14 protein-coding genes are annotated in these 15,606 nt (G+C 65.6%); 4 read left to right on the forward strand and 10 right to left on the reverse strand.

Features of this window, described 5'->3' with window-relative positions; genetic code table 11:
* Positions 1-112: 112 nt before the first annotated feature.
* The 9 genes from C722_RS0117600 to C722_RS0117640 form a co-directional block, all read right to left on the reverse strand.
* Positions 113-694 carry a hypothetical protein gene (locus tag C722_RS0117600; protein ID WP_017641777.1) on the reverse strand — a complete coding sequence of 194 codons (582 nt, stop codon included), beginning with the start codon at positions 692-694 and terminating at the stop codon, positions 113-115.
* Between the two features lie 267 nt (positions 695-961).
* On the reverse strand, positions 962-1,225 hold the full coding sequence (locus tag C722_RS0117605) for a hypothetical protein (protein ID WP_017641778.1): 264 nt from the start codon (positions 1,223-1,225) through the stop codon (positions 962-964).
* Between the two features lie 112 nt (positions 1,226-1,337).
* On the reverse strand, positions 1,338-2,237 hold the full coding sequence (gene folE2, locus C722_RS0117610) for a GTP cyclohydrolase FolE2 (RefSeq protein ID WP_017641779.1): 900 nt from the start codon (positions 2,235-2,237) through the stop codon (positions 1,338-1,340).
* A gap of 14 nt (positions 2,238-2,251) precedes the next feature.
* Complete coding sequence (gene zigA / locus C722_RS0117615; RefSeq protein WP_017641780.1) at positions 2,252-3,487, reverse strand: zinc metallochaperone GTPase ZigA; 1,236 nt, start codon at positions 3,485-3,487, stop codon at positions 2,252-2,254.
* 199 nt (positions 3,488-3,686) lie between these two features.
* Positions 3,687-4,421 (reverse strand): SDR family NAD(P)-dependent oxidoreductase, encoded by a 735-nt coding sequence (locus tag C722_RS0117620; RefSeq protein WP_017641781.1) that lies wholly within the window; start codon positions 4,419-4,421, stop codon positions 3,687-3,689.
* 128 nt (positions 4,422-4,549) lie between these two features.
* The gene (locus C722_RS0117625) at positions 4,550-5,503 is read right to left on the reverse strand and encodes a LysR family transcriptional regulator (RefSeq protein WP_017641782.1); all 954 of its coding nucleotides are present in this window, start codon (positions 5,501-5,503) and stop codon (positions 4,550-4,552) included.
* 92 nt (positions 5,504-5,595) lie between these two features.
* A complete protein-coding gene (locus C722_RS0117630; protein ID WP_017641783.1) occupies positions 5,596-7,116 on the reverse strand; it encodes a tripartite tricarboxylate transporter permease in 1,521 nt (506 codons plus the stop codon).
* Positions 7,113-7,631 (reverse strand): tripartite tricarboxylate transporter TctB family protein, encoded by a 519-nt coding sequence (locus tag C722_RS0117635; protein ID WP_017641784.1) that lies wholly within the window; start codon positions 7,629-7,631, stop codon positions 7,113-7,115. Before C722_RS0117635 ends, C722_RS0117630 begins: the two co-directional genes overlap by 4 nt.
* Positions 7,632-7,659: 28 nt before the next feature.
* Complete coding sequence (locus C722_RS0117640; protein ID WP_017641785.1) at positions 7,660-8,658, reverse strand: tripartite tricarboxylate transporter substrate binding protein; 999 nt, start codon at positions 8,656-8,658, stop codon at positions 7,660-7,662.
* Between the two features lie 291 nt (positions 8,659-8,949).
* Here C722_RS0117640 and C722_RS0117645 point away from each other — a divergent pair, with 291 nt between their 5' ends.
* From C722_RS0117645 to C722_RS0117660, 4 genes are all read left to right on the forward strand, one after another.
* Positions 8,950-10,272 carry an MFS transporter gene (locus C722_RS0117645; RefSeq protein WP_017641786.1) on the forward strand — a complete coding sequence of 441 codons (1,323 nt, stop codon included), beginning with the start codon at positions 8,950-8,952 and terminating at the stop codon, positions 10,270-10,272.
* Positions 10,265-11,215 carry an amidohydrolase gene (locus tag C722_RS0117650; protein WP_017641787.1) on the forward strand — a complete coding sequence of 317 codons (951 nt, stop codon included), beginning with the start codon at positions 10,265-10,267 and terminating at the stop codon, positions 11,213-11,215. Before C722_RS0117645 ends, C722_RS0117650 begins: the two co-directional genes overlap by 8 nt.
* Complete coding sequence (locus C722_RS0117655) at positions 11,212-12,225, forward strand: 4-hydroxythreonine-4-phosphate dehydrogenase PdxA (protein ID WP_017641788.1); 1,014 nt, start codon at positions 11,212-11,214, stop codon at positions 12,223-12,225. The genes C722_RS0117650 and C722_RS0117655 overlap by 4 nt, the downstream gene beginning before the upstream one ends.
* Before the next feature lie 92 nt (positions 12,226-12,317).
* Positions 12,318-13,493 (forward strand): L-rhamnonate dehydratase, encoded by a 1,176-nt coding sequence (locus C722_RS0117660; RefSeq protein WP_017641789.1) that lies wholly within the window; start codon positions 12,318-12,320, stop codon positions 13,491-13,493.
* A gap of 52 nt (positions 13,494-13,545) precedes the next feature.
* Here the strand turns inward: C722_RS0117660 and C722_RS0117665 are convergent, their stop codons facing one another.
* Positions 13,546-15,486: a UvrD-helicase domain-containing protein gene (locus C722_RS0117665; protein ID WP_026083921.1), complete on the reverse strand. Its 1,941-nt coding sequence runs from the start codon at positions 15,484-15,486 to the stop codon at positions 13,546-13,548.
* Positions 15,487-15,606 lie beyond the last annotated feature (120 nt).

Below are 15,606 nucleotides of genomic sequence, written 5' to 3' on the forward strand. Positions count from 1 at the left end.
CTCGTCTCGATGGCCGTGCGATTCGCTCTGCTGCGTATCTTGCCCCAGCACCTGTGGGCATGAAAAAGCCCGCGCGAAGCGGGCTTTTTCATGCCGAGGTGCGGCGTCCCAATCAGGGCGTGTTGCCCTTGGCCAGGGCGGCAGCGATGGCTGGTGCATCGATGGCGTTGGCCAGGACCTGGGTGCCCGAGAGGATGACATTGTTGGTCGGGCCGCTGCCTTTGATCTCGTCGCTGGCGAGCACCTTGCCCTGGTCGTCGAGGACCTGGGTGATGACGTCATAGTCGAAGCGGACGCGCATGTAGGCGTCGGATTTCCATTCCCGCAGTTTCAGCACCAGCAGCTTCTGACCCTGGGGCGCGCGGTCGCTGGCCTGGCTGGGCATGGCGGTTATGGCGGCGCGGGCCAGGGCCTTTTGCACGGCGTCCTGCAGGTCGGCGGAAAGGGGGCTGCCGCTGTAGGTGCGGACGCTCCAGGGATTGTAGTAGAGGCCGCGGATGTTGCCGACGTAGGTGGCGTCCTTGTCTTGGGCGACCACATAGGGACGCTCATCGAGTACCGCGACGGCAACCGGCTTGTCGGCCTTGACGCTGAGTTGCGGGGCGGTCTGGCGGTAGTCGATCTTCTGGCCGATGGCGCAACCGGCGAGTTGCAGCGTGGCGAAGGCGATGAACAAGAGATGAGATGGCTTCATGCGAAACTCCTTTTTCGAGAGGCGCGCAGTCTAAGCCATCAGACTCCTCATGCCAAAATAATGTGATTCAGGTCACCAAATTTATGGGGGAGCGAGTCGGTTGCCGGGCTCTGCAGCCGGGCGGATGCCCCTGACACACTCATCAGTTGGGTAGGCAGGCCAGAGGGTTGCCTGCGTTCAGTGGTTGAAATTCACGCAGCCTGTGGGGCGTGAAGGGAAGGGGCAGAGTCGGAGGACAAGACCGTCCTTGGGCTCTGCCCGCGAGGGTTACAGCGTCTTCTTGTATTCCTTGTCCGCCTTCTTGTCTTCGCGGTGGCGTTCCTTGTCCAGCTCGGTATCGATGCGGTCGGCTTCGTCAGCGGCATGGGCCGCACCCTTGTCGACTTCCTTCCGATCGTGGCGCGCGTCTTCGCTCACGTCACGGCCGTCCTGGCGGACGCTCTTTTCCAGCGGGCTTTCGGCCAGCGCGACCCCCGTGCTGAGGACGCTTAGCAAAACGGTCAGGGTTGCTGCGGTAAGGCGTGACTTCATCGGAGGCGCTCCTGAGTCGAGACAGCGGGAGTGGTCGACCAAAGCGACCGCTTCGTTTGCAGTAAAGCGCTAAAGCTGGCATTGGAAAAGGAGAGCTGCCGAAGCGTCTTGGTCAAGCGGGCGAGCTAGAGGCCCAGGCGGAGGCGTCGTGCGGGTGCAGACTCTCCAGATGGCGCACGTGGATGCGCACTTCCTGGTGGCTATCACGCAGGGCCACCAGCAGGCGGCGGGCGGCGTCCTCGACGAACATCAGATTGCTGCCGTTGAGGGCGGCGAAGGCCTGTTCATCGGCGCGCTTGACGGCGGTTTGCACCGGGGTGCCCAGGGCCCTTTCGCACTGGTCGATCAAGGGCAGCAGGTTGAGGTCGACGGCGCCTGCCGGAATGCTGACCTGCACCTGTGCCAGGCTGCGCTGACTGTGCGGGGTGGCCAGGGAGGCGTGGCGGCGTAGCCAGCTGGCGACGGTGACCGGATCCACGTGCTCGGCGGTCCCGTGCTCTTCGAGAAAGGCCCGTTCGACCAGTTGGCGGGCCAGGGAGGCGGAGCAGGGGCAGGTGGATGAGTAAGGAATTTGGACGCGGGCGCTGAGCTGGAAGACGCCGGCAACCCAACTGGCTTCCAGGCGCACTGGATAGCGCTTCCAACCGCTCAGCTCGGCGGTCACCAGGGCTGGGCGACGAACCAGCAGGGCGAAGTCGAGGCGCAGCCGGGCGGCGCGGGAGTCGCAGCTGCGGTGGCTGGTGACCATGTCAGCCAGCAGCGAGCGCAGGCGTTCGGGCGTGAGCGGCTCGCCCAGGCGGTCCAGTAACCGGTAGAGCCGGGACATGTGGATGCCCTTGGCGGTGGCCGCGGGCAGATCGACCTGAACGTCGGCCCTGGCAGGCACGAAGCTGTCGAGATCGCCTTCGCCGAGACGGATGGGCAGGTCGATGCCCTGCATGCCGACCCAATCGAGGGCGGCGGGCAGGGTGGCGGTCTCGCTAAGGGAGACGTCGGGGAGGATGGCGTTCATGGGCAGGGCTTGGCTCAGTGGGGATCGGCGGCCGGGGGCCAGTCGCTGAAGGGGTTGTGCAGGCGCATCCAGGCCGAGGGGCCAGCGGCGAGTTCGGTGTCGGTCAGCAGGCAGGCATCCAGGCGGGCACGCAGTGCGGCTTCGTCCATATCCATGCCGATGAGGACCAGTTCCTGGCGGGCATCGCCGACACCCTCGTGCCATTTCTCCTTGATGATGGCGACGGTTTCTTCATCGTCGGGCCATTGCTCGGGCGGTACCGCGGCCCACCAGCGCCCGGCGACACCATGGCGGGCGACGGCGCCGGCCTGGGACCAGGTGCCGGCATGGGCGGGATGGCTGGCCAGCCAGAAGTAGCCCTTGGAACGGACCACGCCTGGCCATTCCTGCTCGACCAGGGCGAAGAAGCGCTCGGGATGAAAAGGGCGACGCGCCTGGTAGACGAAGCTTGCGATGCCGTACGCCTCGGTCTCGGGGGTGTGCTCGCCGCGCAGCTCCTGCAGCCAGCCCGGCGCCTTGGCGGCTTCGTCGAAGTCGAAGAGACCGGTCTGCAGCACCCGCTCCAGGGGGACGGCGCCGAAGCTCGCCAATTCCAGCCGCGCGCGAGGATTGAGGCTGCGCAGGATGGCCAGCAGGCGATCGCGTTCGGCCGGTTCGACCAGGTCCAGCTTGTTCACCACCAGGACGTCGCAGAATTCGATCTGCTCGATCAGCAGGTCGACCACGGTACGTTCGTCTTCCTCGCCGAGAGACTCGCCACGGGACTCTAGGGAGTCGCTGGAGGCGTAGTCGCGCAGGAAGTTGAAGGCGTCCACCACGGTGACCAGGGTGTCGAGCTGGGCGACGTCACCGAGGCAGCGACCGTCTTCACCGGCGAAGGTGAAGGTCTCGGCCACCGGGAGCGGCTCGGAGATACCGGTGGATTCGATGACCAGCTGATCGAAGCGGCCGTCCTGGGCGAGCCGCTCCACCTCGAGCAGCAGATCTTCACGCAGGGTGCAGCAGATGCAGCCGTTGCTCATCTCGACCAGCTTTTCCTCGGTGCGCGACAGCTCGGCGCCGCCGTCGCGGACCAGGGCGGCGTCGATGTTGACCTCGGACATGTCGTTGACGATGACCGCCACCCGGCGGCCTTCGCGGTTATTGAGAATATGGTTGAGCAGCGTAGTCTTGCCGGCGCCGAGAAAGCCGGACAGTACGGTGACGGGGAGTTTCTGGTTGGAAAGGCTGGCTTGGGTCGTCATGGTCATCACGGGTAGAAGAAGTCGTAGGACGGATGCATCCCTGTGATATGGGCATCGGGATGTATATACACGTTATAACATAACATTAACGGCACGTTAAGAAGGCGTCTCTGCCTGGCGCTGAAGCGCCACCCGGAACGTTGATGGTGGTGGCCTGACTGCCCGTTCCCAGTCTGTGCGGGCAGGCTTCAGAGGCGGGCGCCGCCTAGACGTGTTGACCGCCATTGATATGGATTTCGGCGCCGTTGATGTAGCAGGAGCGTTCGCTGCAGAGGAAGTAGATGGTCTCGGCGACTTCGTCGGGAGTGCCCAGGCGCTTGAGTGGGACTTCGGCTTCCACCAAGCCGTCGGTACCGGGCGAAAGGATGGAGGTGGCGATCTCGCCGGGCGCTATGGCGTTGGCGCGCACGCCCCGGGGACCGAATTCATGGGCCAGTTCGCGGGTCAGCGCGGCGAGGCCCGCCTTGGAGGCGGCATAGGCCACGCCCGCGAAGGGATGCACCCGGGAGCCCGCGATGGAGGTGACGTTGACGATGCTGCCCTGGGCCGCTTCCAGCTCCGGCAACAGGGCGCGCGCGAGCAGGGCGGTGGACACCAGGTTGACGTTGAGCACCTGGGTCCAGGTGTCGGCATCGGAAGCCAATACCCCGAGGCGGCTGCCATCGGGCCCCTTGGGTGAGATGCCGGCGTTGTTCACCAGGGCGTGCAGCTTGCCACTGGGCAGGCGCTCGCGGACAGTGGCGACCAGGCGGTCGATCTGGGAAAGGTCGGCGAGATCGGCCTGGATGTGCGCATCGCGGGCTTCCGGCCAGGCGCACTCTGCGGAAAACGGCTGGCGGGAAACGGTGAGCAGCCGCCAGCCCAGGTTGCGGAACAGCTTGACGGTGGCATGACCGATCCCGCGGCTGGCGCCGGTGAGCAGCATGATGCGCTGGGTCATGGGCGGCCCCGGCGGGAAGCAGTGTAGGCGAGAAGCGACAAGGCGAGCATGGTGGTTGGCTCCGGCGTCTGGCAGGCCGCTTCACTATGCCCAAGCTGGGAGCCAGCAGCAATCCGCGGCCAAGGTGCTTAGGCGTCGTCCTGGCGCAACCGGCCATGCTCGGTGCGCACCGTGGCCATGAAGGTCTGCATGGCCGACGACTGCACCCGATGCCGGCGCCGGATCAGCCCGTAGGGCGGCAGCCGGGGTTCGAAGGCGATGGGCAGCACCGCCAGGAGGTGGCGACCAGGGTAGTCGTTGACCACTGACAGCGGGGTCACCCCGAGCATGTCGGTCTGCTGCAGCAGTGCCAGCAGGGTCATGATGGAGGTGGTCTCGACGATGCTGCCGGGAATATCGACCCGGGCGTCGTGAAAGGCCTGGTTGATGATGGCGCGCATCGGACTGGGGTGCTGCTGCAGCACCCAGGTGTGCTCCTGCAACTCGCCCCAGGTCAGGTGCGTGGCCTGGGCCAGGGGGTTCTGCGCGCCGGCGATCACGCAGAGCACCTCTTCGCCCAGGCTGTCGAACAGCAGCTCCTCGGCGCGGGCGCCGGTGGGAATGCGCCCCAGCACCACGTCCAGCTGGTCCTGCAAAAGCGCCTGGACCAGCACATCGCTGGTATCCACCTGGATCGACATGGACAGCCGCGGATGACTCTGCTTAAGGGTGGCGATGGTGCGGGTCAGCAGCCCCGAAGCCAGCGCCGGAATGGCGCCCACCGCGACCCGGCCGAGATTGCCCGATTCCAGCGCGACCAGCTCCTCGCGCATGCCCGACAGCTCGGCGAAGACCATGCGCGCGTAGTAGATCACCGTCTCGCCGAAGGCCGTGGCGCGCATGCCCCGTGGCAGCCGCTCGAACAGCCCCACGCCCAGCAGGCTCTCGATCTCGTGGAGCATCTTGGTGGCGGCCGGCTGGGTCATGCCGATGTCGTCGGCGGCGCGGCGCAGGGAGCCGAATTCCGCCAGTGCCAGCACCAGCCGCAACTGGCGCAGGCGCAGACGGCTGTGGATGGTGTGGGCATCGGGAATGCGCGTCATGCTGGCGGACCTTGGGGCAGGGGAGCCCGCTAGGGTAGCGCATGAGCCCGGGCCCGGCGCAGCTGGGGTGCGTCCGCGCCAGGCCGGGGCATTCACGAGGGCCGTACCTTGACCCGCGGCTGGCCTGGGCGTAGGGCCTGCAGTCCGCGCGCCAGCAGCGGCCAGCAGAGCATCAGCAGCGCCGCGGTGGTCAGGCTGCCCACCAGGGGATTGGACCAGAAGATGCCCAGTTGGCCGTCGGAGAACAGCATCGACTGGCGAAAGGCGTCTTCGGCCTTGTCGCCCAGCACCGCCGCCAGCACCAAGGGGGCGATGGGATAGCCGAGCTTCTTGAAGGCATAGCCAAGGACGCCGAAGCCGAGCATCAGCCAGACGTCGAACAGACTGTTGTGCACCGAATAGGCGCCGATCACGCAGACGGTGAAGATGATGGGCGCAATGATGCAGAAGGGAATGCGCAGGATGGCGGCGAACAGTGGCACCGTCGCCAGCACCACGATCAGGCTGACCACGTTGCCCAGGTACATGCTGGCGATCAGGCTCCAGACGAAGTCGTGCTGTTCGGCGAACAAGGTCGGCCCCGGGTGCAGGCCCCAGATCATCAGGCCGCCGAGCATCACCGCGGCGGTGGCCGAACCGGGGATACCCAGGGTCAGCATGGGCAGCAGGGCACTGGTACCGGCACTATGATCGGCGGTCTCCGGCGCTATCACCCCCTCCAGTTCGCCCTTGCCGAAGCCCTCGCGATTCTTCGAGAAGCGCCGCGCCAGGCTATAGCTCATGAAGGAGGCGGCGGTAGGGCCGCCCGGGGTCACGCCCATCCAGCAGCCGACCAGGGCGCTGCGCAGCCAGGTCAGCCAGTAGCGCGGCAATTGCTTCCAGGTGGCGAGCACCGTACGCAGGGTGATGCGCGCCTGCTCGCCGCGAAAGACCAGGCCTTCCTCCACCGTGCAGATGATCTCGCCGATGCCGAACAGGCCGATCACCGCCACCTCGAAGCTGATACCCGAGAGCAGCGCCGGTTGATCGAAGGTCAGGCGCAGATTGCCGGAGACGGTATCCATGCCTACCGCGGCCATGGCGAAGCCGATCATCATGGCCGCCACCGTCTTCAGCGGCGGATTCTTGCTCATGCCGATGAAGGTGCAGAAGGCCAGCAGATAGACGGCAAAGAACTCCGGCGAGCTGAATTCCATGGCGAAGGCGGCGATGCGGCTGGAGAGGAAGGTCAGTAGCAGCACCCCGACCAAGGCGCCCAGCAGCGCCGAGGTGAAGGCCGCGGTGAGGGCCTCGCCAGCACGGCCCTGGCGCGCCAGTGGGTAGCCGTCGAAGGTGGTGGCTACCGATGAGGGTTCGCCCGGGATGTTGAACAGGATAGAGGTGATGGAGCCGCCGAACAGCGCGCCCCAGTACATGCAGGAGAGCAGGATGATGGCCGAGGTCGGGCTCATGGTGAAGGTCAGCGGCAGCAGCAGGGCGACGCCATTGGGCGCGCCCAGGCCGGGCAGCACCCCGACCAGGATGCCGAGCAGCACACCGATCACCATCAGGGCGATGTGATGGAAGGACAGGATCAGGCCCATCCCGTGCATCAAGGAATCGAATTCGCTCATGACAGGCTCCTCAGCAGGCGGGCGAGGTCGGCCAGGGGGCCGGCATCCAGTGGCACCTTGAACCAGAGGGCGAAGATCAGATAGCTGGCGAGGCTCACGCCGCCGGCGGTGGCGAGGATCTGCCAGGCGCCGTAGCGCCTTTGCCGCTGGCGATCGCGCGCCATGAACCAGGCGATGAACAAAAAGGCCGTGACATAGAGGCCCAGCAGGGGCAGGGCGACGACGAAGGCCAGCATCGGCAGGAATACCCGCAGCACCTGGCCGAAGGCGGCGCGCTCGACGAAGCCCGTGCGCAGCGCCTGCCAGCGCCACAGGGTCTGCAGCGCCGTGGCCAGGCTGGCCAGGGCAAGCAGCAGGCCGATGTAGAAGGGGAAGTAGCCCGGCTCGGGGCCGGCATCGCCCCAGCCGATACCCTGCTCCAGACTGCCCATCATCACGATGCCACCGAGGCCGGCGGTGAACGCCGCCACGCCCAGTTCCACCCAGCGGGTGGTGATCAGGGAATCTCCGGCCATGGCCGTCTCTCCTGTGTCGGTGCGCCGATCAGCGCTTGAGCCAGCCTGCGGCCTCGAACACCGGGGTGACCCGGGCGGTGTCCTGGGCGATGTAGTCCTGCAGCGCCTGGCCTTCGAGGAAGGTCGGCACCAGGGCGTTACGCTCGATATAGGCCTTGAATTCGGGCGTCTGACTCACTTTGCGCATGAGCTCCACATAGAAGGCACGCTGCTCCTCGCTGACGCCGCCCGGCAAGAGCACGGTGCGCGGGAAGCGGTATTGATCGATACCCAGGCCCTGCTCCTTGCAGGTGGGTACGTCCGACCACGCCTGGGTCTCGGTGACCTTGGCGGTATAGGCCATGCGGCTCTGGCTGAACACGCACAGCGGCACTACCTGTCCACCGCGCCACTGGCTCAGGCTCTCGCTGGGATTGTTGACGTTGGAGGTGATGTGCTTGCCAGCCAGCTGGGTCGCCGCCTCGCTGCCGCTCTTGAAGGGGATGTAGGTGAGCTTGGTGCCCTCGGTGCGATTGAGCAGCAGGGTCAGGGTCTGGTCGACGTCCTTCGACTGGCTGCCACCCATGCGTTTGCCAGCCGGGTCCTGCTTGATGGCGTCGATGTAGCCGCGGGCATCCTTCCAGGGCGCGTCGGCGTAGCTCCAGAGGATGAAGTCATCCTCGGCGATGGCCGCCACCGGGGTGAGATCGCTCAACTGGTAGCCGAGCTTGGCGGTCAGGGGCAGCAGATAGACGTTGTTGGTGGCGATGACCAGCTTGTCCGCCTCGCCCTTGGCCAGCTTCATCTCCAGAAAAGCCTCGGCGCCATTACCGCCTCCCTTGTTCATCACCACGGTGCTGGCATCGAGCAGCTTGTGCTGGGTGATGATCGACTGGATCAGCCGGCCGAGTTGGTCGGTGCCGCCACCGGGGCCACCGGCGACCACGATCTCCACCTTGCCATCGGGCTGCCAGGCGGCCTGGGCCAGGGGAGCCACCGCAGCGGCCAGACACAGGGGGAGGGCGGCGAGCAGGGAGGTGCTGCGCATGGGACTACCTCTTTCTTGTCGTTGTTTTGGGTGGACCGAGTGTGCGCAGCCCCGGGCAATCCTGACCACTCAAAAAAAGGCATGCACCGATAGCCTGAGGTTATGTCGTAGCGGGTGAGCGTGCGGAGACCTCGGCGCCAAGGGCTCTCCAGCGAAACACTGAAAGGCACCTATATCCTCAGGCTATACACCTATGTGCAGATTTGATTAGACGGTTATCGAACTGGCAGCCGATAGTCGACCTCGCCAGCCGGCTGCTGAACGCCCATAACAATAATCAGGGGTCACGCCATGCTCTCGACGTCCCGCGCCAACCACCTCGACGAAGCCGCCGCCATACCCACGGCCCTGCAGGCCTCCCGCGTGCGTTGGCGCATCTTCGCCATCATCTTCGGCCTCACCGTCATCAACCTGGTGGACCGCGTCTCCCTGTCCATCGCCATGCCTACCATCGCCCGCGAATTCCAGCTGACGCCGGCCATCCAGGGGCTGATTCTCAGCAGCTTCTTCTGGGCGTACGCCCTCCTGCAGATTCCCGGTGGCTGGCTGATCGATCGCTACGGTCCGCGCCGGGTCATCGGCTGGTCCACCGGCCTCTGGGGCGTATTCCAGACCCTGGCCGCCTTCGCCACCGGCGGCCTATCGCTGATCTTCGCCCGGGTCGCCCTGGGCGCTGCCGAAGCACCGCTGTTCCCCGCCGGTGGCAAGCTCAATTCGCTCTGGCTGGCCTCCAGTGAACGTGGCCGGGGCGCGGTGCTGATGGATTGCGGCGGTCCCCTGGGCGTGGCCCTGGGCGGTCTACTCATCGCCTACCTGATCGCCGTCTTCGGCTCCTGGCGCACTGCTTTCTTCATCGCCGGTATCGCCACCCTGGCCATGGCCTGGCTCGCCTGGCGCTATCTCCGGGACGACCCGGCGACCCACCCCGGAGTCAATGCCGCTGAACTCGCACGCATCAACGAAGGCCGCACCACCTCGGTGGCCCAGGCGGCCAAGGCAGGCGCCCGGGGCCTGGGCATCGCCCGTCGCTCCCTGGCCGGCATCCTCATCGGTCGCGCCAGCTGGGCCATGGTCTTCTTCGGCCTGCTGACCTGGGGGCCCAGCTACCTGGCCCAGGCCCGTGGCTTCGACATCAAGGGCATCGGCGCCGCTACCTTCGTCATCTTCCTCTGCGGAGCCGTGGGCTCGCTGGTGGGTGGCTTCCTCTGCGACCTGCTGGTGCGCAAGGGCGTGCGCCGCGGCCTCGCCGCCAAGGGACTACTGTCCTGCTCCGGCCTGGTGGCCCTCGTAGCCTTTCTGCTGCTGCCGCACCTCACCGATCCCTACGCTGCCGTGGCACTGCTGTCCCTCACCGCCTTCTTCCTCATGTGGGGCAGCCTCTATTGGAGCTTCCCGGCGCTGCTGGCGGCGCCGGCACGGGTGGGTCTGATCGGCGGGGTGATGAACCTGGCCGGTAGCCTGGGTGGTATCGCCGTGCCCATTCTGGTCGGCCTGCTGCTGCAGCACCTGGGTGGCTATCCGGCGGTACTGGGCTTCTTCGCCCTCTGCTCCGGCCTATTCATCATCGGCACCCTGCTGATCGTCCTGGACCAGCGGGAGGTGCAGCATGACTGAGCGCTATAGCGGCCCCATCATCGACGCTCACCACCACTTCTGGGAGCCCCGGCGCAACTTCCACCCCTGGCTGTCCGGCGCGGAAACCATTCCCTTCCGTTATGGCGACTACAGCGCCATCAAGGGCGACTACCTCCCCGAGCACTACTTCACCGATGCGGCCGGTCATGACGTGGTCCAGACCGTCTACGTCGAGACCGAGTGGGATCCCCGCGATCCCCTGGGCGAGACCCGCTACGTCCACGAACTGGCGCGCCGCCATGGCGTACCCAACGCGATGGTCGCTCAGGCCTGGCTGGATGCCGAAGACGCCGCCGAGCTGCTCGCCGCCCAGGCCGCCTTCGCGCGGGTGCGTAGCGTAAGACACAAACCGGGCGGTCCTGGTCGTCCGGAGGAGGTCGGCAGCCAGCGCACCCTGATGAGCGATGACCGCTGGCGCCAGGGCTACGCCGAACTGCAGCGCCACAGCCTGCACTTCGACCTGCAGACGCCCTGGTGGAATCTCGACGAGGCCTGCCGCCTGGCGCGGGACTTCCCGGCCATCCAGTTGATCCTCAACCACACTGGCCTGCCGTCCGATCGCCGTCCCGAAGGCCTGACCGCCTGGCGCGCCGCCCTGGCCCGCCTGGCCGAATGGCCCAATGTGGCGCTGAAGATCTCCGGTCTGGGCCTCGCCGGCCAACCCTGGCGCGCCGAGGACAATGCCTGGATCGTCCGCGAGGCCATCGCCGTCTTCGGTCCCGAGCGGGCCATGTTCGCCAGCAACTTTCCCGTCGATCGCCTGTGCGGCAGCTACGCCACCATCTTCGGCGGCTTCAAGCGCCTGGTGGCCGACTTGCCCATCACGGCCCAACGCCAACTCTTCCATGACACCGCCCAGCGTCTGTATCGCCCGGTGGCCGACGTCATCCGCCTGGACCCCTACCTGAGGACTTCCGCATGAGCAATTCCACGCTTCCCCGCCTGGCCCTGGTGCTGGGTGACCCGGCCGGTATCGGCCCCGAACTCATCGCCCGCCTGCTGGCCGATCCCGAGGTGCGCGGTCGTGCCCGGATGGTGCTGATCGCCGACGAGGACGAAGCCCGCACCGGCATGCGCATCGCCGGTTGCGAGTATCCCTATCGCCGCATCGACAGCCTGGATGCCCTCGACTTCCAGGACGACGTGCCGCTGCTGTATCCCTATCGCGGGGCCGCCGAGGGTGCATTCCCCCGTAGCGAAGCCAGCGTCGTCGGTGGTCGCTACAGCCTGGACACCCTGGCCGTCGCCCTGGACCTGACCGAGGCCGGCCACACCGATGCCATCCTCTTCGGTCCGCTGAACAAGACCTCGCTGCACCTTGCCGGCCTGGGCCACAACGACGAGTTGCACTGGTTCGCCGAGCGCCTGGGGTACACGGGACCGTTCTGCGAATTCAACGTGCTGGACGATCTCTGGACCTCGCGGGTGACCTCCCATGTCGCGCTCAAGGACGTCCCCGGTCTGCTCAGCCAGGAACGGGTGATCGAAGCCATCGAGCTGATCGACAATGAACTCAAGCGCAGCGGTTTGGCCCGGCCGCGCATCGGTGTCTGCGGCCTCAATCCCCACAATGGCGACAACGGCAGCTTCGGCCGCGAGGAGCTCGACCTCATCGGCCCGGCCGTGGAGCGCGCCAAGGCGCTGGGCATCGCCGCCGACGGTCCCTATCCGGCGGACACCATCTTTCTCAAGGTCCAGGGGGATAACCGCGCCTTCGACGCCGTGGTGACCATGTACCACGACCAGGGCCAGATCGCGATCAAGCTGATGGGCTTTTCCCGCGGGGTGACGGTGCAGGGTGGCCTGCCCATTCCCATCGCCACGCCCGCCCACGGTACCGCCTTCGACATCGCCGGCCAGGGCCGCGCCAACGTCGGCGCGACCCGTCAGGCCTTCGAGATCGCCTGTCGCCTGGGCGCGTCTCGCCACTGATAGCTACCGGGGCGCTCCAGGCGCTACCTGAATTCGCCGAACCGGCTCGTGGAGCCGGCCGGCCTGACTCATGCTCGAAAAAGGAAAGTCCGATGAAAATCACCAGCGTCCGCACCCGCGTCTTCGAATGGAAAGGCAAGGTCGTCCCGCCCCAGGCGCACTTCTGCACCAACGCCACCGACATCCTCTATGAGCGCGGCGACGCCATGGGCTCCTTCCGCTTCCACGGCTGGCTCGTGGTGGAGATCGAGACCGACAGCGGCCTGGTCGGTCTGGGCAACTGCGCCCTGGCGCCGCGAGTGGCCAAGGAGATTATCGATCTGTACCTGACCCCCATCGTCATGGGCCAGGATCCCTTCGATAACGAATACCTCTGGCAGAAGATGTATCGCCGCACCCACGCCTGGGGCCGCAAGGGCATCGGCATGGCCGCCATCTCCGCGGTCGACCTGGCGCTCTGGGACCTGATGGGCAAGGCCGTGAACAAGCCGGTATTCAAGCTGCTGGGCGGCCGTACCAAGGAAAAGATTTCCTGCTACGCGTCCAAGCTCTACGCCAACGACAACCTGGACCTGTTCCTGGAAGAAGCCCAGGGCTATCTCAGCCAGGGCTTCGACGCCCTCAAGATGAGATTTGGCTATGGCCCCAAGGACGGCCCCGCCGGCATGCGGCGTAACATCGAACAGGTCCGCGCCTTGCGCGAACTGGCCGGGCCCGACATCGACATCATGCTGGAGTGCTACATGGGCTGGACCCTGGAATACGCCCGCCGCATGCTGCCCAAACTGGCCGAATTCGAACCGCGCTGGCTGGAAGAGCCGGTCATTGCCGATGACATCGAGGGCTACGTCGAACTCAAGAAGATGGGCATCATGCCCATATCCGGCGGCGAGCACGAATTCACCTCCTACGGTTTCAAGGACCTGCTCGAACGCCGCGCGGTGGACGTCATCCAGTACGACACCAACCGCGTTGGCGGCATCACCGCCGCGCGCAAGATCAACGCCCTGGCCGAAGCCTGGTCCGTCCCGGTCATCCCCCACGCCGGCCAGATGCACAACTACCACCTGACCATGGCCAGCACCGCCTCGCCCATGGCCGAGTTCTTCCCGGTATTCGACGTGGAAGTGGGCAACGAACTCTTCTACTACGTCTTCAAGGGCGAACCCCAGCCGGTCGGTGGCTACCTGCAGCTGGACGACGACACGCCCGGCCTGGGCCTGGAGCTGTCCGAAGAGCACCTCAAGGATTTTGACGTGATCGAGTAGCGGCCGTCTCACGTTCCTACGGCGGGTGACAGCACCCGCCGCGCTATCTGACTCAGCCCACCAATATCGCCGCCGCCCCCCGTGGCTGCCGGGTGTACCACAGCACCCGGCTGACCCCGCGGGTCACCGCCACATAGCTCAGGCGCAGCGCTTCGTCGGCCATGGCAGCGTCATAGCTCTGCTGAAAATGCCCGCTGGCCGCATAGAGGGCATTGCGCAGCGGATGGGGCTGCTGAGGCTGGCCGTCGTCCAGCACAATCGCCACCTCGGCCTGCAGGCCCTTGGCTCGGTGAATGGTGCAGGTCCGCACTCCGGGCTGACGGCCCAGCTGCTCGTTGATGGCTTTCAAGGGCGCGTTCAGACGACTCATTACCATGACCGCGCAGCGCTCCGGCCGCTCTCGTTCCGCGGCATAGGTCCTTTGTGCCTCGATCTCGCCCAACAACGAAGCCAACTGACGAGCGATATCAAATTGGGGTACGACCTTGACCCCGTGTCCCTGGGCATCCGCAACGCGGAAGGCCTTAGTTTTCTTGGGTTGCTTGTGGCGCACCTGGGTCAGGATGCGTTCACCGTCAGCCACGATGTCCGGTGAAGAACGGTAGTTGGTCCCCAGCATCAGCGTCTGGCTGGGCGTCTGGCCTGGAAACCAGCGATCGAAGTGGATGAACAACTCCGGCGAGCTGCCCCGCCAGCCATAGATGGATTGCCAGTCGTCACCGATAGCCATCAGCGAGGGCGCAACTTTTTCCTCGGCGAGCCTGCGCTGTACCTGCTGCAGCCAGAGGGCGATCTGCGGCGAGATGTCCTGGAATTCGTCGATCAGCAAATGGGTGAAGGGCTGCAGGCGGGCAATCAGGGCGCGACTGGGTTTCTTGTCCAGGCGATCCGTCAGTACGGCAAAGGCGGTATTGAAGGTGATCAGCCGTTGTTCCTTCAGCAACTTGCCAAAGTGGCGCCAGAACTGCTGCATGGCCTCCAGAAAGATCCGGTCCCGCGTCGAGCATTCCAGTTGGTTGCTCTTTATGGAGCCGACCCGCAGTCCCAGGGTCTCGGCGAATGAAGCCTGGCCATAGAAGAGGTCGGGCAGCGGTTGTGGTTGGCGTTCGCCATTGAGGACGAAGGGCTGCAAGGGCGGGGCGCCAGGTGGCTCTTCCTCATTGGGCGCCGCCAGTTCCAGCAACAGATGAACCCGACGACGAAAACCGGCGTCCTCGCGGTAGCAATTCTCGTAGGCCTGTATCAGGAGCTGGCGTTGGCCTTCGTTCAGCGTGGCGCCAGCCAGCATGCCGTTATCCGGTTCATCCTCACCTTTCGATTGGGTGGACAACTGCTCGAACCACTGCGTCGCCCTCAGCTCTGAGCGCGCCAGTTGTGCCAGGGCCGAGTGAAAGGTTCTCACCAGTTCGCGTGCCGCCTCTTCATTCAGCGGAACCTCCCAGAAGGCCAGGACGCGCTTGAGCTGCGCGCGCAACTCTTCGCAGGAAGCCTTGGTAAAGGAGATGACGGTGAGTTGCTCGCGCGGGATCTCGAGGTGGCACAGCATGAACACCACCCGCAGTACCAGTGTCGTGGTCTTGCCCGAACCGGCACCCGCGAAGATCCGCGTCGCCGGGGCGCGAGCCAGGATCATCTTCCATTGTTCCGGCGACGGTGGCTGGATGATGCCCTGGGTAACGGCCTGCTCGACACGCATCTTCATCCGCTGCTCCTGAGCGCGCTTCACGGTGAAGACGGGACCATAGAGGGCGGTGGGGGAGGGGGTAGTGGTGGGGGGCTGGACGGTCGATTGCTCCCTTTTTGCACCTTTGCTGGCGGCCTTCGGCTCGGCCTGGCGCTTGGGGGCTTGGGCCGGCTCTGCCTTCTTGCGGCTGCCTGGCTTGGTGTCTCCATTAATAGGTGGCTCTCCTTTAAGGAAGAGCGTGGTCCGGGGAAACCAATCGCCAAGCGTATTCCTCAGCTGTTTTCGGTAGCGAGCCAGGATGGAAGTCATGCAGTCCTCGAAACATCGTCTGCCCGCATCTTACCTCGCACAGGTGACAGGTCGCTTTCTGTGGGCCTTTTTGGTCTCTGCTGAAAGTTTCTTGGAATAACCTGTTGACCTGTCCTGAAA

Source organism: Pseudomonas sp. 313 (assembly GCF_000316965.1).
Taxonomy (GTDB): Bacteria; Pseudomonadota; Gammaproteobacteria; order Pseudomonadales; family Pseudomonadaceae; genus Chryseomonas; species Chryseomonas benzopyrenica.

Excerpts from the sequence above, each read along its gene's own strand:
- C722_RS0117620 (WP_017641781.1), bottom strand. The coding sequence starts at position 4,421 with ATGACCCAGCGCATCATGCTGCTCACCGGCGCCAGCCGCGGGATCGGT.
- C722_RS0117650 (WP_017641787.1), top strand. The coding sequence starts at position 10,265 with ATGACTGAGCGCTATAGCGGCCCCATCATCGACGCTCACCACCACTTC.
- C722_RS0117655 (WP_017641788.1), top strand. The coding sequence starts at position 11,212 with ATGAGCAATTCCACGCTTCCCCGCCTGGCCCTGGTGCTGGGTGACCCG.
- C722_RS0117665 (WP_026083921.1), bottom strand. The coding sequence starts at position 15,486 with ATGACTTCCATCCTGGCTCGCTACCGAAAACAGCTGAGGAATACGCTT.
- C722_RS0117600 (WP_017641777.1), bottom strand. The coding sequence starts at position 694 with ATGAAGCCATCTCATCTCTTGTTCATCGCCTTCGCCACGCTGCAACTC.
- C722_RS0117635 (WP_017641784.1), bottom strand. The coding sequence starts at position 7,631 with ATGGCCGGAGATTCCCTGATCACCACCCGCTGGGTGGAACTGGGCGTG.
- C722_RS0117645 (WP_017641786.1), top strand. The coding sequence starts at position 8,950 with ATGCTCTCGACGTCCCGCGCCAACCACCTCGACGAAGCCGCCGCCATA.
- C722_RS0117625 (WP_017641782.1), bottom strand. The coding sequence starts at position 5,503 with ATGACGCGCATTCCCGATGCCCACACCATCCACAGCCGTCTGCGCCTG.
- C722_RS0117640 (WP_017641785.1), bottom strand. The coding sequence starts at position 8,658 with ATGCGCAGCACCTCCCTGCTCGCCGCCCTCCCCCTGTGTCTGGCCGCT.
- C722_RS0117630 (WP_017641783.1), bottom strand. The coding sequence starts at position 7,116 with ATGAGCGAATTCGATTCCTTGATGCACGGGATGGGCCTGATCCTGTCC.
- C722_RS0117605 (WP_017641778.1), bottom strand. The coding sequence starts at position 1,225 with ATGAAGTCACGCCTTACCGCAGCAACCCTGACCGTTTTGCTAAGCGTC.
- folE2 (WP_017641779.1), bottom strand. The coding sequence starts at position 2,237 with ATGAACGCCATCCTCCCCGACGTCTCCCTTAGCGAGACCGCCACCCTG.
- C722_RS0117660 (WP_017641789.1), top strand. The coding sequence starts at position 12,318 with ATGAAAATCACCAGCGTCCGCACCCGCGTCTTCGAATGGAAAGGCAAG.
- zigA (WP_017641780.1), bottom strand. The coding sequence starts at position 3,487 with ATGACCATGACGACCCAAGCCAGCCTTTCCAACCAGAAACTCCCCGTC.